Annotated in this window: 16 protein-coding genes, 1 tRNA gene and 2 pseudogenes; 4 read left to right on the top strand and 15 right to left on the bottom strand. The window is 73.7% G+C overall.

Annotated elements, in window-relative coordinates; genetic code table 11:
- Positions 1–47: 47 nt before the first annotated feature.
- A pseudogene (locus tag V6V16_RS03165) lies at positions 48–497 on the top strand (SRPBCC family protein); the annotation flags it as partial.
- Positions 498–873: 376 nt separating this feature from the next.
- On the opposite strand, the gene V6V16_RS03170 reads toward V6V16_RS03165, so the two are convergent.
- The 3 genes from V6V16_RS03170 to V6V16_RS03180 all read right to left on the bottom strand — a co-directional run bounded on the left by V6V16_RS03170 (position 874) and on the right by V6V16_RS03180 (position 2,289).
- Complete coding sequence (locus tag V6V16_RS03170; protein WP_334559285.1) at positions 874–1,278, bottom strand: VOC family protein; 405 nt, start codon at positions 1,276–1,278, stop codon at positions 874–876.
- A 209-nt stretch (positions 1,279–1,487) separates the two neighbouring features.
- Positions 1,488–1,865, bottom strand: a complete 378-nt coding sequence (locus V6V16_RS03175) for a hypothetical protein (protein WP_334559287.1) — start codon at positions 1,863–1,865, stop codon at positions 1,488–1,490.
- 350 nt (positions 1,866–2,215) lie between these two features.
- A tRNA-Thr gene (locus V6V16_RS03180) sits at positions 2,216–2,289 on the bottom strand.
- A gap of 148 nt (positions 2,290–2,437) precedes the next feature.
- Between V6V16_RS03180 and V6V16_RS03185 the strand changes: the two genes are divergently transcribed.
- Complete coding sequence (locus V6V16_RS03185) at positions 2,438–4,171, top strand: metallophosphoesterase family protein (RefSeq protein WP_442934022.1); 1,734 nt, start codon at positions 2,438–2,440, stop codon at positions 4,169–4,171.
- Between the two features lie 38 nt (positions 4,172–4,209).
- Here V6V16_RS03185 and V6V16_RS03190 read toward each other — a convergent pair whose 3' ends face one another.
- From V6V16_RS03190 to tmk, 7 genes and pseudogenes are all read right to left on the bottom strand, one after another.
- On the bottom strand, positions 4,210–4,398 hold the full coding sequence (locus V6V16_RS03190; protein WP_334559290.1) for a hypothetical protein: 189 nt from the start codon (positions 4,396–4,398) through the stop codon (positions 4,210–4,212).
- Positions 4,399–4,530: 132 nt separating this feature from the next.
- Positions 4,531–5,175 (bottom strand): annotated as a pseudogene (locus tag V6V16_RS03195) (PSP1 domain-containing protein); the annotation flags it as partial.
- A gap of 84 nt (positions 5,176–5,259) precedes the next feature.
- Positions 5,260–5,946, bottom strand: coding sequence for a hypothetical protein (locus tag V6V16_RS03200; protein ID WP_334559293.1), 687 nt, complete (start codon positions 5,944–5,946; stop codon positions 5,260–5,262).
- Positions 5,946–6,251, bottom strand: coding sequence for a hypothetical protein (locus tag V6V16_RS03205; RefSeq protein ID WP_334559294.1), 306 nt, complete (start codon positions 6,249–6,251; stop codon positions 5,946–5,948). Before V6V16_RS03205 ends, V6V16_RS03200 begins: the two co-directional genes overlap by 1 nt.
- Position 6,252: 1 nt before the next feature.
- A complete protein-coding gene (locus tag V6V16_RS03210; RefSeq protein WP_334559295.1) occupies positions 6,253–6,582 on the bottom strand; it encodes a YbaB/EbfC family nucleoid-associated protein in 330 nt (109 codons plus the stop codon).
- A 144-nt stretch (positions 6,583–6,726) separates the two neighbouring features.
- A complete protein-coding gene (locus V6V16_RS03215; protein ID WP_334559296.1) occupies positions 6,727–8,004 on the bottom strand; it encodes a DNA polymerase III subunit delta' in 1,278 nt (425 codons plus the stop codon).
- On the bottom strand, positions 8,004–10,067 hold the full coding sequence (gene tmk / locus V6V16_RS03220) for a dTMP kinase (protein ID WP_442934023.1): 2,064 nt from the start codon (positions 10,065–10,067) through the stop codon (positions 8,004–8,006). Before tmk ends, V6V16_RS03215 begins: the two co-directional genes overlap by 1 nt.
- Positions 10,068–10,401: 334 nt before the next feature.
- Here tmk and V6V16_RS03225 point away from each other — a divergent pair, with 334 nt between their 5' ends.
- The gene (locus V6V16_RS03225) at positions 10,402–11,610 is read left to right on the top strand and encodes an amino acid deaminase/aldolase (protein WP_334559298.1); all 1,209 of its coding nucleotides are present in this window, start codon (positions 10,402–10,404) and stop codon (positions 11,608–11,610) included.
- 88 nt (positions 11,611–11,698) lie between these two features.
- Here V6V16_RS03225 and V6V16_RS03230 read toward each other — a convergent pair whose 3' ends face one another.
- Positions 11,699–12,271, bottom strand: a complete 573-nt coding sequence (locus V6V16_RS03230) for a TetR/AcrR family transcriptional regulator (protein WP_334559300.1) — start codon at positions 12,269–12,271, stop codon at positions 11,699–11,701.
- A gap of 222 nt (positions 12,272–12,493) precedes the next feature.
- On the opposite strand from V6V16_RS03230, the gene V6V16_RS03235 reads away from it, so the two are divergent.
- On the top strand, positions 12,494–13,810 hold the full coding sequence (locus V6V16_RS03235; protein ID WP_334559302.1) for a D-arabinono-1,4-lactone oxidase: 1,317 nt from the start codon (positions 12,494–12,496) through the stop codon (positions 13,808–13,810).
- A 30-nt stretch (positions 13,811–13,840) separates the two neighbouring features.
- Here the strand turns inward: V6V16_RS03235 and topA are convergent, their stop codons facing one another.
- The 4 genes from topA to V6V16_RS03255 all read right to left on the bottom strand — a co-directional run bounded on the left by topA (position 13,841) and on the right by V6V16_RS03255 (position 20,688).
- Entirely contained in the window at positions 13,841–16,669 is a 2,829-nt protein-coding gene (topA, locus tag V6V16_RS03240; protein WP_334559303.1) for a type I DNA topoisomerase, read from the bottom strand.
- 317 nt (positions 16,670–16,986) lie between these two features.
- Positions 16,987–17,700, bottom strand: coding sequence for a hypothetical protein (locus tag V6V16_RS03245; protein ID WP_442934019.1), 714 nt, complete (start codon positions 17,698–17,700; stop codon positions 16,987–16,989).
- On the bottom strand, positions 17,691–18,230 hold the full coding sequence (locus tag V6V16_RS03250) for a hypothetical protein (protein WP_334559304.1): 540 nt from the start codon (positions 18,228–18,230) through the stop codon (positions 17,691–17,693). Before V6V16_RS03250 ends, V6V16_RS03245 begins: the two co-directional genes overlap by 10 nt.
- 109 nt (positions 18,231–18,339) lie before the next feature.
- Positions 18,340–20,688 carry a sodium-translocating pyrophosphatase gene (locus V6V16_RS03255; RefSeq protein WP_334559305.1) on the bottom strand — a complete coding sequence of 783 codons (2,349 nt, stop codon included), beginning with the start codon at positions 20,686–20,688 and terminating at the stop codon, positions 18,340–18,342.
- Between the last annotated feature and the right edge of the window lie 313 nt (positions 20,689–21,001).

The raw sequence follows: 21,001 nt of genomic DNA on the forward strand, positions 1-21,001 counted from the left end.
ACGGCTCTTACCCAAGGAGAACGTTCGACCTGACGAGGAGGATTGCCATGACCACGAAGGTCGAGAAGTCCATCGAGGTGCAGGTTCCGGTCAGCACCGCGTACAACCAGTGGACGCAGTTCGAGGAGTTCCCCCGCTTCATGGGCGGCGTGCGTGAGGTGCGCCAGCTCGACGACAGGCGGATGCACTGGGTCGCCGAGATCGGCGGCGTGCAGCGCGAGTGGGACGCCAGCGTCCTGGAGCAGGTGCCCGACCAGAAGGTGTCCTGGGCGGCGACCGAGGGCGTGACCAACGCCGGGGCGGTCTACTTCCAGCCCATCGGCGTCGACCGCACCATGGTCAGCCTGCACCTCGAATACGAGCCCGAGGGCCTGCTCGAGAAGGCCGGCGACAAGCTCAACATCATCGAGCGGCAGGCCGAGTCCGACCTGCGGAAGTTCAAGTCGTACATCGAGGAACGGGGCGTCGAGACCGGCGCCTGGCGCGGCACGGTCGACAGCGGCGTCGGGGTCGGCACGCCGGGCGTCGAGCACGCCGCAGCCACCCGCGGCGACAGCGGCAGCGCCGGGGTCTCCGGCAAGGCCGTGGCGGCGGGCGCCGCCGTGGCCGGGGCCGCGGCTGCCGGAGTCGCCGCGGCGGCCGCGAAGCGTGGCTCCGACTCCGACTCCGATGTCCGGCCGGCGACCACCGACACGGAGTACGTGGTGACCGAGGTGACCGAGGTCGAGGTCGTCCCGGAGACGGGCCCCGCCGGCTACCCGCACCGCACCCTCTGATCGCTCTCGTACGCCTGCTCCTGTCAGCGGACGGCCCGGGTCCCCGTGACCCGGGCCGTCCGCTCGTCCCGGCCCCGTCCGGCCCTCCGGCGGCGCGTCAGTGCGCCTCCGCGAGCACCGTCCAGAGGTGGCCGTCCGGGTCGGCGAAGGTGCCCGTGTAGCCCCACGGCTGCGGACCCGGCTCGACGACGACCTCCGCACCGGCGGCGCGGGCCCGCCCGACGACCTCGTCGACCTCGGCCGGCGTCGCGGCCGGGAGGCTGACGAGGCACTCGCTCTGCCCGCGCCCGGCCACCTCGCGTCCGCCGATGACCCAGCCGAAGCCGCCGGTCGGCACCAGCATGATGCGGAGGCCGTCGTTGAGCGCGTACTGCAACGGCTCGGGGACGCCGTCCTCGGCCGGCTCCCCGACGACCTCCAGGCCGAGCCCCTCGGAGTAGAAGCGGTACGAGGTCGGGCGGTCGGCGATCGGCAGGGCGACGACGACGGGTGCGTACTGCATGAGGCTGCCTCCTGAGCGTGGCGGACTGCGTACGGTCAGTGTGCGGGCCGACGGGCGGTGCCCGTGGTCACGGCACCTCGCCCCGTCCTCCACGGTCGGCACCCGTGCGCGTCACCGGATCGGTCACGCCGGGAGGGTAGCGACCACGACCGACATCACCGCCCCGGCGACGGAGCCTCCGGGACTCCCTCCGTCGGCACGGAACGGGGTCAGCGAGCGTCGTCCCGGGCGTGCCGACCGCCCGCGGCCGGTGCCGCCGGGATCGCGCCCTGCGCGGTGTGCCGGGCGGCCCGCTCGGAGATCAGCTGCCCGAACAGCCCACTGGGCCGCCCGCAGTCGCCGCAGATGAAGTTCTCGTCCAGGCGCCCGCCGCCGCAGTGGTCGCAACGACCCCGGTCGCGCGGGTCGTGGTACGCCCGCAGCGCCTCCACCAGGGCGCGGGCGACGGGGGCGCTCAGCGACAGCCTCGACTCCACGCCCCGCAGGCCGATGAGCAGCTCGCCCTGCCGTGGCGCGGCCGGGTCGAGCGCGTCGACGCGAACCACGAAGTCGCGGAGGGCGGCCAGGACGTCATCGGGTGCCGGCATGGATCGACCGTACGGCACGCCTCGCCACCGCGGCGGCCCGGAGGGAAGGGCGGAGGCGATCGGGGTCGCCGGTGTGCCAGGCCTCCCACGAAAGCTGAGAACACCGGCCCCACCAGCCGTGATCAGGACGCCATGGACCCTGAACCGTCGGGTTACGTCCACGACATCGTTCCGATCCCCCCCCCCCCCGCCCGGAAGGCATTCCACAACGTGGCGGCGGACGATACCGGTGTCACGTCGGCTTCGCGCGGTCCGGAGAGCGGATCTCCTCGTCGAGGAGGGCCGGGATGCGGTGTGGTCGACCTTGGGAAACGGCGAAGCCCAGGTCGTTGACCTGGGCTTCTACACCGAGCCGCCTGACGGAATCGAACCGTCGACCTACGCATTACGAGTGCGTCGCTCTAGCCGACTGAGCTAAGGCGGCAACGATCAGCAAGTGTACGGCACGTACCGCGCGCCGGCCGAGCGGGTTCCCCACGCGGACGTCCGGGCACGATCCGTCGTCCGCCGGACAGCGACCGCCGCCGCCCGGGACTACGCTGCGGCGGGTGAACGACGATCGCGCCCTCGACGTGGAGCCGCAGGACGGCCCGGCGGAGAGCCCGTACGCGAGCGAGGCGGCCGGCGGGCGGGCGGCGCGCCGGCCGCGCGGCACCGATCCCCGGGAGCTGGGCTTCACCCCGCGCAAGCCGGTGCCGTGGCTCGCGCCGTTCCTGCTGATCAGCACCGGCATCCGTACGCTGCTGGCGATGCTCTTCGGGGCGTACCTGGACAAGCGGGAGCTGCAGAACTCCCTCGACGCGGTCATCGCGAGGCAGGTCGGGCCGGACGGCGGGCTCTGGCTGGACTACGTGGCCGACCTGGGCGACGGCTTCAACGCCACCTACTCGGTGGCCTACCTCATCGCCCAGCCCGAGCTGGAGGTCGACGGGCACCGGCTGCCGCGCGCGCAGACCCTGGTGATGGGCGGCGACCAGGTCTACCCCTCGGCGGCCTACGAGGCGTACGAGGACCGGTGCAAGGGGCCGTACCAGGCCGCGCTGCCGGTCACCCCGCCCGAGCGGCCCACGCTCTTCGCGGTTCCCGGCAACCACGACTGGTACGACGGCCTGACCGCCTTCCTGCGGCTCTTCGTCCGCTCCCGGGACCGGCACTTCGGCGGCTGGGACACCGGCCAGTCCCGCTCGTACTTCGCGGTGGAGCTCCCCGCCGGGTGGTGGCTGCTCGGCCTCGACGACCAGTCCGGCTCGTACCTGGACGACCCGCAGCTCACCTACTTCGACCGGGTCGCCGAGCGGCTGGGCCCCGACAGCCGGGTGATCCTGGCCGTGCCGGCGCCGACGTGGGTCAAGGCCGTCGACCACCCCACGGCGTACGACTCGATCGACTACTTCATCCGTACGATCGTCGCGCCCACCGGTGCCCAGGTGCGGCTGCTGATCTCCGGCGACCTGCACCACTACGCCCGCTACGCCGGCCCGGACCGGCAGCTCATCACCTGCGGGGGCGGCGGCGCGTACCTCTACCCGACGCACAAGCTCCCGGAGCGGATCGAGGTGCCGCCGCCCGACACCCTCGCCCGGCGGGCCAGCACCTCCCGCCCGTACGAGCTGGTCGGCCGCTACCCGGAGGCCGCCCGCTCCCGGCGGTACGCCTGGGGGATCTTCCCCCGGCTGCCGCTGCGCAACCCGGGCTTCACCACCCTGCTGGGCACCCTGCACACGCTGCTGATGCTGGCGATGGCCGGCGTCGCGAGCAACCCGGCGGGCACCGAGCAGCGGCTCTTCAGCGTGCCGCTGATGGCGATGCTGATCGTCACGATGCTCGGCGCGGCGTTCTTCGCCAAGCCGCCCAGCTCCGGCGGGAAGCGGCACGCCCGGCACTGGATCCTCGGGGTGGGCCACGGCCTGGCCCAGATCGGCCTGGCCACCGCCGGCACCTGGGCCTGGCTGGCCCTGCCCTTCTACGACTGGCCGTGGCCGCTGCCCGTGGTCGCCGCGGCGGTGCTCTACGGGCCGCTGAGCGGGCTGGCCGCGAGCCAGCTGGTGGCGGCGTACCTGGTGCTGGCGGGCGCGTTCGGGGTGAACGTCAACGAGCTCTTCGCCGGCCAGGGGATCGAGGACGCCAAGGCGTTCCTGCGGCTGCGCATCGACCCCGACGGCAGCCTGACGATCTACCCGATCGCCGTCGACCGGGTGGCCCGCGACTGGCAGGTCAATCCCGACCAGTCCCCCGAGTCCTCCTGGCTGGCCCCGAAGCAGCCGCTGCGCCCCCGCCTGGCCGAGCCCGCGACCACCATCACCTGAGAGGCACCCGTTCCGCTGCGGCCGGCAGCCGGGCCCGGTCACCGCCGCCAGTCGAGCGGCGACGGCCCGCCACCACCCGCGGGGCGGGAGGAGAGCCGGCGAAACGCCGCCTGGACAGCGGCCAGGAACCGGGTACTCGCACCGAGGTCGCTCATCAGCGTGGCGGTACGTCGTTGCACGGTGCGGTACCCGACCCCGATCTGGCGGGCGATCGCCTCGTCGGTCAATTCGGAAAGAGAGGTTGTCGAACCGGGCGCGACGTCAGCCCGTCAGGCGGGGCTGGTCCGGGTGTCGTAGGCCCTACGCGGGCCGCATGAGCCGGCCTTGCTGCACTCCTTCAGGAAGCTGCCGCCACCGGCGTAGAGCGGATGTTCGTACTTCAGGCAGCACATCAGGCGGCCGCACGCGCCGGAGATGCGCAGCGGGTTTAGCGGCAGGTCCTGGTCCTTCGCCATCCGGATGGTGACCGGCTCGAAGTCGGTGAGGAAGGTGGCGCAGCAGAGGTCCCGGCCGCAGGAGCCGATGCCGCCCTGCACCCGTGCCGAGTCCCGCGCGGAGAGCTGGCGCAGCTCCACCCGGCAGTGCAGGGTGGCCCCGAGGTCCCGGACCAGCGCCCGGAAGTCCACCCGGTGCGGGGCGGTGAAGTAGATGGTGCTCCGCTCGCCGCCCCCCTCCGCGGCCCCGAGCACGTGGTCGATCGCCACCACCTTCATCGGCAGGCCGTGCTCCCGGATCAGCCGCTTCGACGCGACCTTGGCCTCGGCCTTGCGCCGGCGCAGTGCCTCGTCGCGGCGCAGGTCCTCCTCCCCGGCCAGCCCGGCCAGGCGGGGGAAGCCGGAGGTCTCCTCGGTGACCCACTGGGCCGCCCAGACGCACTCGGCCACCTCGGGCCCGTCGTCCGTCGGCACCAGCACCTTGTCCCCGACCTGGGGACGCAGGTCGCCCGGGTCGAGGTAGTAGAGGCGCCCGTACCGCTGGAAGCTGACCGCGCAGAGCATGCCCATGCCTCACACCCTACGACGACTCGGCGCCGCCGGCCGGACCGGCGGTCGCGACCCGACTACACCACGCATCCGTCCACCTCTGGGCTACCAGCCGATCCGCGTCGGGGTGTCGTAGCGGGCGGGCTCGGCCGCCGGGGGCCGCCAGCGGGACTCGGCGAGGCTCGGCGCCCACTGGCGCAGCAGCGTCTCGGCCCCGTCGTAGGCCACGCAGAGCACGGCCAGCACCCGCGCGGCGATCTCGGCGGCCTCGATGCCGCCCGGCCCGGTCGGCTCCCGGCCCGCCGGCGCGCCGCCCGGCACCGACGTGGCCGCGACCACGGCCACCGCCTCGGCGGAGCGGAGGACGTCGGCGAGCGCGCGGGCCAGCGCGAGCCGGCTGCCCTCCACCCAGTCGGCGAGGGCGTCGGCGTAGCCGGCGGTCGACTCAAGCCGGCCGACCAGGCTCTCCGGCCCCTCGTCGAGGTGGCGCAGCAGCGCCGCCCGGGTCTGCCCGTACGCCGACCAGGCCGGGCCGGACCAGAGCACCGGGTCGGTCAGCGCGGAGCAGGCGTCGTCGTAGCCCCGCACCAGCCGGCGGGTGCTCTGCCCGGCGGCGGCCAGCGGTGCCGGATGCAGGTCGAGGAAGTGCCGGACGGCCTCGCCGGGCAGCACCTGCATCCGGCGCAGCAGCGGCCAGACCCGGTGTCCCTCGGGCGCGCCGGCGGCGAGCAGCGCGTCGACCCGGCGCAGCAGATCGACGCCGGGCTCGGCGAGCCGGTCCAGCGCGTCCATCACGCCTCCCCGGTCAACCGGTAGCGCGCGGTGCGGTCGGCGTCGGTGTAGTGGTCGGCGGCTGCCCGCACCGCCGCCGCGGCGGCGGCCAACCGCTGGGCTGCGGCGTGCGCCTCCCGGGCCCGGTCGCCGGTGGCGACGGTCCACTGCCGGTGCAGGGCCCGCCCGATCTCGCCGGGGCGGCCGGGGGCGTCGGCGCCGAAGGCGGCCTGCGCCGGGTCACCGGCGGTGACCGTGCGGGACACGGCGGTCATGGTCTCGCTCGCCTCGTCGAGCCGGGCGGCGAGGGCGCGCAGGCTCTCCATCTCAGGCTCCCGCCAGCGGACGGTAGGCGGTGAAGGTCTCGTTGTGCAGCTTCTCGCGGGCCCACTGGGCGGCGTCGGCCGCCGCGGTGACCGCCGCCTGCACCGAACCGGCGACGTCGCGCGGACTGCGGGTGTGCAGCGGCCCCAGGAAACGGACGTCGGTGATCCGCCCACCGGCGGTGACCACCACCTCCACCAGCCCGTCGGGCGAGCGCACGGTGACCTCGACGGTCGCCACCGCCTGGTCGAACTCGGCCTGGAGCGACTCGATCCGGCGGTAGCGCCGCACCGCCTCCTCGATCCAGGCCTCGTCGATCTCCCCCCGCGGCATCGGCGGACTCCTCCCGGGACAGGGAATCACTCTGTGTGCCGCCACCGTCACCGCGGCACACGGACCGTACCGCACAGCAATTGCGGCTGTCGATGCCTGTGGACGACGGGTCCGTCCGGCGGGGCGCCCTGGCGGTCGGGGTGTTCAGCCCTTCCAGAGCGAGAGCATCATCGCCTCCAGGGCGATCCGGGGCTTGACGTTCGCCTCGATCGCCGCCCGGCACTCCAGCACGGCCTCCAGGCGGCGCAGCGCGCCCTCGGCGTCCCACTTCTGCGCGCCGGCGGCGGCCAGCTCGGCGGTGTCGGTGTGCACCGGCGACACGGGCGCGCGCAGCGCCATGGTGAGCGCGTCGCGGTAGAAGCCGGCGAGGTCGACCAGCGCCCGGTCCAGCGCGTCGCGCTGCGCGCGGGTGGCCCGCGACTTCTGCCGCTTCTCCAGGTCCTTCAGCTGCCCCGCGGCCCCCCGGATCGCGCCGGCCGCGCCCCGCCCGGTGCCGCCCGCGCCGAGCGCGGTCTCCAGCGCCGCCCGCTCGGTCGCGGCGGCCTCGGCCACCGACGCCTCGGCCTCCGCCTCGGCCGCCTCGATCAGCGCCGACGCCGCGTCGAACGCGGCACCCACGCCGGTCAGCCGGCGCGGCACCGCGAGCACGGCCTCCCGGCGCTTGCGCGCCTCCGGGTCGCGGGCCAGCCGACGGGCCCGGCCCACGTGCCCCTGCGCGGCCGCCGCCGCCCAGCGCGCCACGTCGGGCACGACGCCGTCCCGGCGGGCCAGCATCTCGGCCACCGCGTCCGGCGCCGGCTGTCGCAGCGGTACGACCCGGCAGCGCGACCGGATGGTCACCGAGATGTCGTCCGGGTGGGTGGACGGGGCGCAGAGCAGGAAGACCGTACGCGGCGGGGGCTCCTCGACGGCCTTGAGCAACGCGTTGCCGGCGGCCTCGGTGAGCCGGTCGGCATCCTCGATGATCACCACCTGCCAGCGTCCGCCCGACGGGGTGCTGGCGGCGCGCAGCACCAGCGCCCGCATCTCGTTGACGCCGATGGAGAGCCCCTCCGGCACCACCATCCGGACGTCGGCGTGGGTGCCGGTCATCGTGGTGTGGCAGCCGGGGCACCCGCCGCAGCCGGTGCCGTACGCGCACTGCAGGGCGGCGGCGAAGGCCCGGGCGGCCACCGACCGGCCCGACCCGGGCGGCCCGGTGAAGATCCAGGCGTGCGTCATCCCCGCCCCCGGATCGGCCGCCCGCGCCTCCGGGTGCGCGCCGCCGGCCTCCTCGGCGAGCGCGTCGGGCTCGTCCCCGACGGCGTCGGTCGGGGGCGGGACGGCACCGGCGCGCAGCACGGCCGCCGCCGCGGCGGCGGCACGGCGCAGCGTGTCGACCGCCTCCTCCTGCCCGACCAGGTCGGCGAAGACGTCCGGCATCAGGTCCGGTGCTCCATCGGTACCAGCTCCGATTCGGATAACTCCGGCTGCACCGAGGTGTCCGGCCCCTGCGCGGGGCGCGGGTGCACGATGCCGCCGGGGCTGCCGAGCATCGCCTCGACCCGGCGGGCCACCTGCCCGACGATCTCCTCGGCGGGGCGGGACGCGTCGAGCACCAGGTAGCGCTTCGGGTCGGCGGCGGCGAGGTCGAGGAAGGCGTACCGGACGCGCTCGTGGAAGGCGACCGACTCGGCCTCCAGCCGGTCCGCCGCCTCGGCGCGGTTCGCCACCCGGGCCAGGCCGGTACGCGGGTCGACGTCCAGCAGCACCACCAGGTCGGGCTTGAGCCCGCCGGTGGCCCAGGAGGAGAGCCAGGAGACCTCGTCGACGGGGAGCGTCCGCCCCGCCCCCTGGTACGCCAGGGACGAGTCGACGTACCGGTCGCTGATCACGACCGCGCCCCGGACGAGCGCCGGCCGGACGACGGTGGCCACGTGGTGCGCCCGGTCGGCGGCGTAGAGCAGCGCCTCGGCGCGGGGCGACGGCACGTCGGAGCCGGGCGCGCCGAGCAGCAGCGACCGGATCCGCTCGCCGACGGCGGTGGCGCCGGGCTCCCGGGTCACCACCACCTCCCGCGCCTGCCCACGCAGCCGCTCGGCGAGCGCGGCGAGCTGGGTGGACTTCCCCGCGCCCTCGCCGCCCTCGAAGACCACGAAGAGCCCGGCGGAGACGAACGACTCGGACGGCATCAACGGGCGGCCCCGGATCGAGCCCCAGAGGTCGGCCAGGACGGGGACGCCCTTCTTGTCGTCCATCTGCCCGAACGCGCTGATCCCGGCGAAGATGCCGGCGGCACCGGCCGCCAGCAGCAGCAGCCGGGTGGACGAGATCGAGACGCCCAGGTCGGCCAGCTCCAGCCGGCGCGAGCCGCCGACGCCGGCGAGCAGGCTGCTCAGGCCGATCGCCAGGATGAGCACCAGCCGGGTGCCGATCTGCACCACCGCGAAGACCCGGCCGCGCACCTCGTCGGCGATCTCCCCGCCGAGCAGGGTGGTGCCGGAGAGGAAGGCCATGCCGGCGCCCGCGCCGACCAGGATCGCGCCGACCATCGCCATGGAGAGGTGGATGGCGAAGGCCAGGGCCATCACCGAGGCGCTGGCCAGCACGATGCTCATGCCGAACCAGCGCCGCCGGGACATGTCCTTGACGATCATCGGGCCGAGCCCGATGCCCAGCGCGAGGCCGACGAAGATGGCACCGAAGAGCAGGTAGAAGGCGGCGTCGCCGGCGCCGAGCGAGGTGGCGAAGAACTTGGCGGTGCCGATCACGATGCCGCCGCCGGCGAACGCGCCGAAGATGCCGAGCACCAGGCCGCGGACCAGCGGGGTCTGGCCGATGTAGCGCCAGCCCTCCTTGAACTGGCGCACCATGCTCTGCTCGGTGCGCTCCCGCTCGTCGGCCTGCCCCTGGCTGATCTCCTTGATGCCGTACGCCACCACCAGTGCGGTGGCCAGCCGGGAGAACGCGTTGAACCAGAGCGCCAGTTGGGCCGGCTCGGCCCAGCCCGGCGTCGCGCCCCCGGTGGCCGCCCGCACGATGCCGTCGAGCGCGGCGAGGATCAGCGCGGCGAGGACCGGGGTGAGGCCGTACGTGGTGATCAGCGTGAGCTGGTTGGCGGCCTCCAGCCGGGCGCGCGGGATCAGGTTGGGGACCGCGGCCTCCTTGGCCGGGATCCACAGCAGCGTGAGCGACTCGATCAGGAAGGTGGCGATCGCCGCCCAGAGGACCACCGTCCCGCCCGGGGCGCCGAGCAGGGCCACCAGCGGGATCGAGGCGAAGAGCAGGAAGCGCAGCACGTCGCAGATGACCATCGTCCAGCGCCGGTCGAAGCGGTCGGCCAGCACGCCGGCGATCGGGCCGAGCACCAGCGCCGGCAGCAGCCGGATGGCGATGACGCCACCGAAGGCGGCGCCCTTGGCGGTGCTCCCCTCGACCTGGGAGGCGGCGAAGACGCTGGTGGCGAGGAGGCCGAACCAGTCACCGAAGGACGCCGCGCCGAGCACGATCCAGAGCCGGCGGAACGGGGTGATCCGCAGTACGGAGCGGATGCCCGCGTAGCCGGAAAGGTCGGCCCCGGGCTTCTCGGCGGCGCCGCCGGGCGGGTTCGAGGACGGCGACACGCCGGGCGACTCGCCGTTGAACTGGCTTTCGATGGCCGTACCTCCACGTGCCGGCCCATCGCTGGGCAGTCCCGCTGGAACACTCTAGACCCGGCGGGGACCCGCCCCGCCGCGACATTCTCCTGTTCGCCGAGCCTAGGCCGCCGCGACCACCGCCCGCAGCCCGGACAGACGCGAGGGTATTTCGCATTGACCGTCGGACAGTTAGCGTGCACACGTGGCCATCGAAAGCGACAAACTTCGTGACCGCCTCGACCGGGCGACCGCGCACCTCGACCCGCCGTACGCCGTCGTCGACCTCGCGGCCTTCGACGGCAACGCGGCCGCGCTGGCCGAGCGGGCCGACGGCAAGCCCGTCCGGATCGCCAGCAAGTCGGTCCGCGCCCGGGAACTGATCGGCCGGGCGCTGGCGCGACCCGGCTGGCGGGGCGTGATGGCCTTCACCCTGCCCGAGGCGAGCTGGCTGGTCCGCGCCGGGGTGACCGACGACGCCCTGGTGGCGTACCCCACGGCCGACCGGGGGGCGCTGGCCGCGCTCGCCGCCGACCCGGCGCTCGCCCGCGCCGTCACGCTGATGATCGACGGCACCGACCAGCTCGACCTCGTCGACGCGGTGTGCCCGCCCGGGCGCCGCCCGCAGCTGCGGGTCTGCCTCGACCTCGACGCCTCGTGGCGACCGCTGGGCGGGCGGGTGCACGTCGGGGTGCGCCGCTCGCCGGTGCACAGCGCCCGGGCGGCCGGGCGGCTCGCCGCCACCGTCGCGGGCCGGGCGGGCTTCCGGCTGGTCGGGCTGATGGCGTACGAGGCACAGATCGCCGGCCTCGGCGACGCGCCGCCCGGGCGGGCGGTGCTCGGCTCCGCGATCCGGCTGGCCCAGCGCCGGTCGTACCGCGAGTTGCTGGCCCGCCGGGGCGCGGCGGTGGCCGCCGTACGCGAACACGCCGACCTGGAGTTCGTCAACGGCGGCGGCACCGGCAGCGTGGCCGCGACCAGCGCCGATCCCGCGGTCACCGAGGTCACCGCGGGGTCGGGCCTGTACGGGCCGACGCTCTTCGACGCGTACCGCGCCTGGCGCCCCACCCCGTCGGCGGTCTTCGCCTGCGCGGTGGTCCGCCGCCCGGGGCCCGGCCTGGCCACCGTGCTCGGCGGCGGCTGGATCGCCTCCGGCCCGGCCGAGGACAGCCGGCTGCCCCGCCCGTGGTTGCCGGAGGGCCTGAGGCTGATCGGCACCGAGGGCGCCGGCGAGGTGCAGACCCCGCTGGCCGGCGCGGCGGCGGGCGCGCTGCGGGTCGGCGACCGGGTCTGGTTCCGGCACGCGAAGGCCGGCGAGCTGTGCGAGCACGTCAACGAGTTGCACCTGGTCGAGGGTGATGCGGTCGTGGCCACCGTGCCCACCTACCGGGGCGAGGGTCACGCCTTCCTCTGACCCGCCGGCCCGTCGCCTCCCGGGCCGCCCGCGCACCCTGGTGCGCCGCCGGTCGCGCCCGGGGGGGGCGGGTACGCCGCCGTCGGGGTCAGCCGGGCTGGTTGGCGTCGGCCGGGGCGTCGACCTGGCGGTGCAGGTACTCCCGGATCAGCGCCTTCGCCTCGACCAGCACCCGGTCGTCGCCCTCGGGCAGCCGGCGGAACGCCAGCTTGATCAGCGCGTCGGCGGCCTCCACCGCGATCTCCAGATGGAACCGGAGGTCGGGGACGTCCAGCCCGAAGCGCTCGGTGAGCACGCGGGCCAACTGGTCCGCGATCACCCCGTTGTTGTCCCGCTGCTCGTCGAGCAGGTGCAGGTCGACCACGTCGCCGAAGTGCAGGGTACGGAAGCCCGGGACGGTGCGGTGCATCGTGATGTACTCGTCGATCCCCGCGTCGACCCCGTCCCACCAGTGGGTCAGGTCGTCGGCGGCGAAGCGCTCGTCGAGCCGCTGGAGGTAGGACTCCATCGTGCGCAGGGTCAGCGCCTGCACGATCGCCCGCTTGTCCGGGAAGAACTGGTAGACCGACCCGATCGCCACCTCGGCACGCTCGGCGAGCAGGGTGGTGGTCAGCCCCTCGTACCCCACCTCGTCGACGAGTTCGGCACAGGCGTCCAGCATCCGCTGGACCCGCGCGACACTTCGACCCTGCACCGGTACGCGGCGCAGCGGCCCGGCTGTGGCGGCTGGTGTTGACACTCGCCACCCCCCTTCGACGGATGAACCTATCTACATGTCACGGGTTCGTGACTACCGGTACAACGAGCAAACCTCGATTGCGGTATTTACCTGCAACAACGTTCCTGATATGAAGACAGTTCGCATTCATGTCGAGGAGCGCGCATGGCCGGCACCACACCGCCAACCGCGGCCCCCTGGGCCAACTGGGCCGGCAACCAACGGGCCACCGCCACCGCCATCCTGCGCCCCACCTCCCTCGCCGACGTCACCGAGGCCGTACGCGCCGCCGCGTCCGACGGGGACCGGATCAGGGTGCTGGGCAGCGGCCACTCCTTCACCGCCGTCGCGGTCACCGACGCGCGGCGGATGGAACTGACCGAACTGGCCACCAAGGTACGCGTCGACGTCGATCGCCGACTGGTCACCGTACCGGCCGGCACCACCCTGCGCGCGCTCAACGACCTGCTCGCCGCGCACGGCCTGGCCCTGCCCAATCTTGGCGACATCGACGCGCAGACCATCGCCGGGGCGATCTCCACCGGCACCCACGGCACCGGCGCCGCCTACGGCTGCCTGTCGACGTTCGTCGAGGCGCTCACCCTCGTCACGGGCACCGGCGAGGTGCTGCGCTGCTCGGCCGACGAACACCCGGACGTCCTCGCCGCCGCCCGGGTGTCGCTGGGCGCGCTCGGGGTGCTCGTCGAGGTGACCCTGCGCTGCGTGGACGCCTTCGTCCTCCTCGCCCACGAGCGGCCGGCGCCGCTGCGAGCCGTGCTCGACGAGCTGCCGGCGCTGGTCGGGGAGCACGACCACGCCGAGTTCTACTGGTTCCCGTACACCGACCGGGTGCAGGTCAAGACCAACGACCGGGTGCCCGCCGACGACCGGCCGCTGCCCCGGTGGCGCGCCTGGCTGGACGACGAGTTCCTCTCCAACACCGTCTTCGCGGGCGCCTGCCGGCTCGGCCGGGCCGCCCCGGCGCTCGCCCCGGGCATCAGCGCCGTCTCCGCCCGCGCGCTCACCGAACGCCGCTACACCGGCCGCTCCGACCAGGTCTTCTGCACCCCGCGCCGGGTCCGCTTCGTGGAGATGGAGTACGCCCTGCCACGCGACGCCCTCCCCGAGGCGCTCGACGCGCTGCGGCGCATCGTCGACGGGCTGCCGTTCAAGGTGCTCTTCCCGGTGGAGGTGCGGTTCACCGCCGCCGACGACATCTGGCTCTCCCACGGCCACGGGCGCGAGTCGGCGTACGTGGCCGTGCACCAGTACGTCGGCATGCCGTACGAGCCGTTCTTCCGCACCTTCGAGCGGGTCGCCGCGGGCCTCGGTGGCCGACCCCACTGGGGCAAGCTGCACTGGCGCGACGCGGAGTCACTCGCGGCGATCTACCCCCGCTGGGCGGACTTCCAGGCGGTGCGCGCCCGCCTCGACCCGCACCGCCTCTTCACCAACCCCCACCTGACCCGCGTCCTCGGCTGACGCCTCCGCCCGCCCGTCCCGGCCCGGTGCTCAGTCGGTGCTGGTGGTGGCCTTCTTCGGGGCAGCCTTCTTCGCCGGGGCCCGCTTGGCGGTGGTGGCCTTTGCCGTCGTGGCCTTCTTCGCGGCCGTCGACTTGGTCGCCGCGGCCGTCTTCTTCGTCGCCGCGGCCTTCTTGGCGGGCGCCTTCTTCGCGGCGGCCTTCTTCTTCGGCGCCGGCCCCTTCGCCCGCTTCTCGGCGAGCATCTCGGAGGCCTCCTCGATGCTCAGCGCCTCCGGGGTCTGGCCGCGCCGCAGCGAGGCGTTGGTCTCGCCGTCGGTCACGTACGGGCCGAACCGCCCGTCCTTGATGACCAGTGGCTTCTCGGTGAGCGGGTCGACGCCCATCTCCCGCAGCGGCGGCGCGGCGGCCCGACGCTGGCGGGCCTTGGGGGCGGCCAGCAGGGCCAGCGCCTCGTCCAGCGTGACGGTGAACATCTTCTCTTCGGAGTCCAGCGAGCGGAACTCGTCGCCCTGCTTCACGTACGGCCCGTAGCGGCCGTTGTTCGCGAGCACCTCGGCCCCGTCCGGCGCCACACCCACCAGCCGGGGCAGGCTGAGCAGCTTCAGTGCCTCGTCGAAGGTGAGCGAGTCCGGCGACTGGGAGCGCAGCAGCGACGACTTGCGCTCGCCGCTGGCCACGTACGGACCGTAGCGGCCCGACTTGAGCAGGATCGGCTCGCCGGTGGCCGGGTCGTCGCCGAGCTTGCGCTCGCCCCCGCCGCCGAGGAACAGCTCGTGCACCTTCTCGGGGGTCAGCTCGTCCGGCGCCAGCCCTTCGGGGATCGGCGCCCGGTCACCCTGACCGCCGCCCTCCTCGCCCTCGGCGGCCGGCGCCTGCTGCTCGCCCGGCACCGCCCGCTGGAGGTAAGGCCCGTAGCGGCCCACCCGCACGACGACCTCGCGGCCCTCGTCGTCGGTGAAGAGCGGGATGGAGTTGACGCTGCGCGCGTCGATCTCGTTGAGGTTCTCGGTGACCAGCTTCTTCAGCCCGCCCGAGCGGGCGATGTCCTGGTCGCCGGCGCCGGTGGCGCCGCCGAAGTAGAAGGCGGTGAGGAAGTCGACGGCGGCATGGTCGCCGCCGGCGATCTCGTCCAGCTCGTTCTCCATGCTGGCCGTGAAGTCGTAGTCGATCAGGCGCGGGTAGTGCCGCTCCAGCAGCCCGATGACGGCGAACGCCAGGAACGACGGGATCATCGCCTGGCCACGCTTGACGACGTACCCCCGGTCCTGGATGGTCTGCATGATCGACGCGTACGTCGACGGGCGGCCGATGCCCAGCTCCTCCAGGGCCTTGACCAGCGACGCCTCCGTGTAGCGCGACGGCGGCTGGGTGTGGTGGCCCTGCGCGTTCAGCTCGTCGGCGGTGAGCGGCTGGTCCTTGACCAGGGTGGGCAGGCGGCGCTCGGCGTCCTCGGCCTCGGCGTTCTCGTCGTCGCTGGACTCGACGTACGCCCGCAGGAAGCCCGGGTCGGTGATGGTCTTGCCGGTGGCGCCGAAGTCGGCCTCCTCCTGGGCGGAGGAGACGGCGCGGATGCGCACCGAGACGCTGGAGCCGACGGCGTCGGTCATCTGCGAGGCGATCGTGCGCCGCCAGATCAGCTCGTAGAGCTTGAACTCCTCGGCCGACAGCTCCTTGGCCACCTCGCCCGGGGTGCGGAAGTTGTCGCCCGCGGGACGGATCGCCTCGTGCGCCTCCTGCGCGTTCTTCACCTTGCCGGTGTAGCGGCGCGGCTCCGGCGGCACGCTGCGCTCGCCGTACAGCTCGACGATCTGCCGGCGTGCCGCCGCGATGGCGGTCTCCGACAGGTTCACCGAGTCGGTACGCATGTAGGTGATGTAGCCGTTCTCGTAGAGGCGCTGCGCGGTGCGCATCGTCTGCTGCGACGAGAACCGCATCTTGCGGGCCGCCTCCTGCTGGAGGGTGGAGGTGATGAACGGCGCGTACGGGCGCCGCCGGTAGGGCTTCTCCTCGACCCGGGTGACGGTGAACGGCCGCCCCGCAAGGCGGGCCGCGAGACCCCGCGCGCCCCCCTCGTCCAGGTGGACCACGCCGGCGCCGGCCCGTACCCGGCCGGTGGTCGGCTCGAAGTCCTTGCCGGTGGCGATCCGGTCGCCGTTCAGCGCGACCAGGGTGGCGTTGAAGTTGCGCGGCCCCTCGCCGGCCCTCGCCACGGCCAGCGTGGCCAGGATGTCCCAGTACTCCGCCGTGCGGAAGGCCATCCGCTGCCGTTCGCGCTCCACCACGATCCGGGTCGCCACGGACTGCACGCGGCCGGCCGAGAGCTTCGGCATGACCTTCTTCCACAGCACGGGCGAGACCTCGTAGCCGTAGAGACGGTCGAGGATGCGCCGCGCCTCCTGGGCGTCGACCAGGTCCCGGTCGATCTCGCGGGGGTTGGCCACGGCGGCCTGGATCGCGGGCTTGGTGATCTCGTGGAAGACCATCCGTTTGACCGGCACCTTGGGCTTGAGCGTCTCCACCAGGTGCCAGGCGATCGCCTCGCCCTCGCGGTCCTCGTCCGTCGCCAGGAAGATCTCGTCGACCTCCTTGGCCAGCTTCACCAGCTTGCTGATCTGCTGCCTGCGGTCGGCGGAGACCACGTAGAGGGCGTGGAAGCCGTTGTCGACGTCGACCCCGAGCCGGGCCCAAGGCTCGCCCTTGTACTTGGCGGGCACGTCGGCGGCGTTGCGCGGAAGGTCCCGGACGTGGCCGAAGCTGGCCTCCACGACGTACCCCGGGCCGAGGTAGCCCGAGATCGTCTTGGCCTTCGCCGGTGACTCGACGATGACCAGACGGGTGGTTCCAGCTTTGCTCGGCACGTCTCTCCCCGACCTCACTCCCGCTCACAGCCGGCGGCGCCCGGTTCGGGCGCTTTCGACCCGCCGACCCCCGGCGGTCCGGATGTCCAACGTAACGCGCCGCCCGCGTTTCGGGTTTCGCGGGCGGCAATCCGCCCGGCGGGGCAGCCCCTGCTCTCCCGCGGCGGCTGGTCGTGCCGGACGGCGCCACCGTACACCGTGCGTGTGCCGCTGGGCGGGACACTGTGACGATGGCGGGCCTCCGGCCAGGTCGCCACCCGGCCGTTTCCTGCGGAATTCCGCGTCCGGCTGTCCCCCATCGGACAGGAGGCCGCGGGTCAGGAACGGGCCGGCCAGGCCGCCGCGGGGGCGGCCGGTGGCGGGTCGCCGACCAGCTCGGCGAACCGGGCGAGTCGTCGGCGACCGGTGACGCGGTACGCCGGGCCGCCCTCGGCGCGCCCGAGCAGGGTGCCGGAGAGGCCGACCGCGTCGAGAGCGCCGCCCACCGGTTCCCAGCCCTCCCCGTCGGCGGCGCCGAGCCGGAGCAGGAGGCCGGCCGGCTCGACGGCCCCCGCCGCGGCGAGCCAGAGCCGCAGCCGCCGGCCGTTGAGGTGGAAACCGGCGGGGGGCCGCTTGCCGGCACCGCGCAGCCAGGCCACCGCGAGCGGCATCAGGGTGCGGGCGTACGAGGTGCGCACCGCGTGCCGACCGTCGGCGGTCGCCTCCCAGGTGGCCGCCACCCCGCGCAGCGCCAGCTCGGCGACGAGCACGTGCACCCGCCAGGCGGCGTCGACCACCACCGAGAGCCGGGCGGTGCCGCCCATCCGGACCACCTCGCCCGGGCCGGCCAGCAGCCCGGCCAGGTCGGCCACGGACGGGTCGGCCGTCTCCGCGCCGAAGAAGGTGAGCTGCCGGACGGAGTCGTCGACGTCGGTCGGGGAGGGCGGGGCCGCGCGGCGCGGGACCGGCGCCGCACGGTCCGGGTCGGCGGCCGGGAAGCGCACCGGCAGGGCCGGGCTCTCCGGGGGGTCACCGGTACCGCTCAGCGACACTCCGGCACCTCGTCGAAGGCGCGTTTCAACTCCTCGGAGCTGAGCCGGCTGGTGTCGAGCGCGCTGGCGTCGTACTCCTTGTTCAGGGTCTCCACGGCGGCCCGGACGCCGTCGTAGAAGACGGTGGGCTGGCCGGTGCCCAGCCCGTCGATGGTGTCGCGGGCCCGCCCGTACGCGTCGCGCATCTTCTCCAGCGAGTCGCGGAAGCCGGCGGAGACCTCCGCGCCGTGCTCGGCGTCCGGGATGCCGGCCTCCTCCACCTTGCGCCGGGCGGTCTCGCTGGCCCGCTCCGCGCCGCCGAAGAGCCGCACCAGGTTCTCCTTCGCCTGCGCCGGGGTGGTCTGGGCGGTCATCTGCTGGTCGGTGCTGTTGGTCAGCTTGCTGATCTCGGCCCGCCAAGGGGTGAGCGCCGAGCAGACCGACGCCGCCCACGCCTGAGGGCTGGGACCGCCGCCGCATCCGGTGGCCACGAGTACGAGCGTGGCCAGGACCACCGTGAGCTTTCCGGCTGTCGCCCGGCACGTGCGCATGCGTTGCAGCGTACGGCCTCTGTCGAGCCGGGGCAGCGGTCAGGTTTGCCGGCGGTACGGGGGTCCCCGGTCGGCCGCGCGGGCCGACCGGGGACCGGTGCCGGACGGATCAGGCGTTGACCCGCTCCGGCCGCTGGCCCGGGTTGCCGGCGTCGGAGTCCGCGTCGGACATCGCCACACCCTTGCGCTTGCTGAACACCACCGCCGCGACGATGATCAGCGTCGCCACCACGGCGATGCTGATCCGCAGGGCGGTGTTCCGCTCGTCGCCGACGCTCCAGGCCACCACGGCCGGCGCGATCAGCAGCGAGACCAGGTTCATCACCTTGAGCAGCGGGTTGATGGCCGGCCCGGCGGTGTCCTTGAACGGGTCGCCGACGGTGTCGCCGATGACCGTCGCGGCGTGCGACTCGGAGCCCTTGCCGCCGTACGCGCCGTCCTCGACGAGCTTCTTGGCGTTGTCCCAGGCGCCGCCGGAGTTGGACAGGAAGACCGCCATCAGCGTGCCGGCGCCGATCGCACCGGCCAGGTACGCCGCCAGCGCGCCGGGCCCGAGGCCGAAGCCCACCGCGATCGGCGCGAGGATGGCGAGCAGGCCGGGGGTGATCAGCTCGCGCTGCGCGTCCCGGGTGCAGATGTCGACGACCTTGCCGTACTCGGGGCGCTGGGTGCCGTCCATGATGCCGGGCAGCTCGCGGAACTGCCGGCGTACCTCCATCACGACCGCGCCCGCCGAGCGGGAGACCGCGTTGATGGCCAGCCCGGAGAAGAGGAACACCACCGCCGCGCCGATGATCAGACCGACCAGGTTGCGCGGGTTCGCCACGTTCAGCGAGTTGAGGATCTCGGCACCGACGTCGCCCACTCCGGCGTCGGCGTACGCGGTGCTCAGCGTGTCGGTGTACGAGCCGAACAGCGCCGTCGCGGCGAGCACCGCCGTGGCGATCGCGATGCCCTTGGTGATCGCCTTGGTGGTGTTGCCGACCGCGTCCAGCTCGGTCAGCGTCCGGGCGCCGTGCTCGTCGATGTCGCCGGACATCTCCGCCACGCCCTGGGCGTTGTCGGAGATCGGGCCGAAGGTGTCCATCGCGACGATGACGCCGACCGTGGTGAGCAGGCCGGTGCCGGCCAGCGCCACGGCGAACAGCGAGAGCGTGATGGAGCTGCCGCCGAGCAGGAACGCGCCGAACACGCCGGCGCCGATCAGCAGCGCCGAGTAGACCGCCGACTCCAGGCCGACGCTGATGCCGGCGAGGATGACGGTGGCGGCGCCGGTCTGCGAGCTCTTGCCGATGTCCTGCACCGGGCGCCGGTTGGTCTCGGTGAAGTAGCCGGTCAACGCCTGGATCGCCGCGGCCAGCACGATGCCGATGACGACCGCGCCGATGGCGACCACCCGCGGGTTCTCGTCGACGTCGGTCAGCCCGCCCTCCAGCTCGGCGAAGGTGGCCGGCAGGTACGCCCACGTGGCGATCGCCACGAGCACCGCGGAGAGGACCGCCGAGATGTAGAACGCCCGGTTGATCGCGGTCAGGGCGTTGCGGTCGGAGGCGCGCAGCCGGGTGATGAAGACGCCGATGATCGCGATGAGCACGCCGATGGTGGAGACGATCAGCGGGAAGACCAGGCCCTGCTCGCCGAAGGCGGCGCGGCCGAGGATCAGCGCGGCGACCAGGGTGACCGCGTACGACTCGAAGAGGTCGGCGGCCATGCCGGCGCAGTCACCGACGTTGTCGCCCACGTTGTCGGCGATCGTGGCGGCGTTGCGGGGGTCGTCCTCGGGGATGCCCTGCTCGACCTTGCCGACCAGGTCGGCGCCGACGTCGGCGGCCTTGGTGAAGATGCCGCCGCCGACCCGCATGAACATGGCGAGCAGCGCGGCGCCGAAGCCGAAGCCCTCCAGCACGGTCGGCGCGTCGGCGCGGTAGAAGAGCACGACCAGCGCGGCGCCGAAGAGGCCGAGACCGACGGTGAGGAAGCCGACCACGCCGCCCGTACGGAAGGCGATCTTCATGGCGGCCTCCCGGCCGCCCTCACGCTCCCGGGCGGCGGCGGCGACCCGCAGGTTCGCCCGGGTGGCCAGCCACATGCCGGCGCCGCCGATGAACGCGCTGAACAGCGCGCCGACGACGAAGAAGGCGGACCGGCCGATCTTCACGGCCGTCTCGCTGCCGTCGGTGTCGTGCACCGGCAGCAGGAAGAGCAGCACCACGGCGACGACCACGAAGATCGCCAGGGTCCGGAACTGCCGGATCAGGTAGGCCGAGGCGCCCTCCTGGACCGCGCCGGAGATCTCCTGCATTTTGTTGGTGCCCTTGCCGGCGGCCAGTACGGCCTTCGTCAGTGCGCCTGCGAAGGCGAGCGCCACCAGCGCGATCACCGCGGCGATGACGACGTACGTGACGTTGTTTCCGGTGAGGGAGATCCCGCCGCCCTCGGCGGCCAAGGTGTCGGACATCTGTGTCCTCCTGTACCGAACGCTCGCGCCGGCCGGTGGAGACGCACCGCCCCGGCGCCTGGATGCGGAGTCGCAAGCGCGCGCACCCCACCCCGACGGACCAGCGTACGAACACCGTTCCCGCTGGCCGCGGGATGGATCACTTGCTGACAACCCGCGTACTGTAGCCGTCCGCAGTGTTGGAGGTCACACCGAGGGGGCACCGTGGCGCGATGATCTCTGTCGCTGTGTTATGAGGAAAAATCTGATATAGGAGTCGATCCATGACAAGGAGGCCGAGCCCCCTGCCGGGGACGCGGCCTCACGCGTACGA

Origin of the sequence: Micromonospora sp. CPCC 205561, assembly GCF_036906775.1 — a bacterium.
Classification (GTDB): Bacteria; Actinomycetota; Actinomycetes; order Mycobacteriales; family Micromonosporaceae; genus Micromonospora.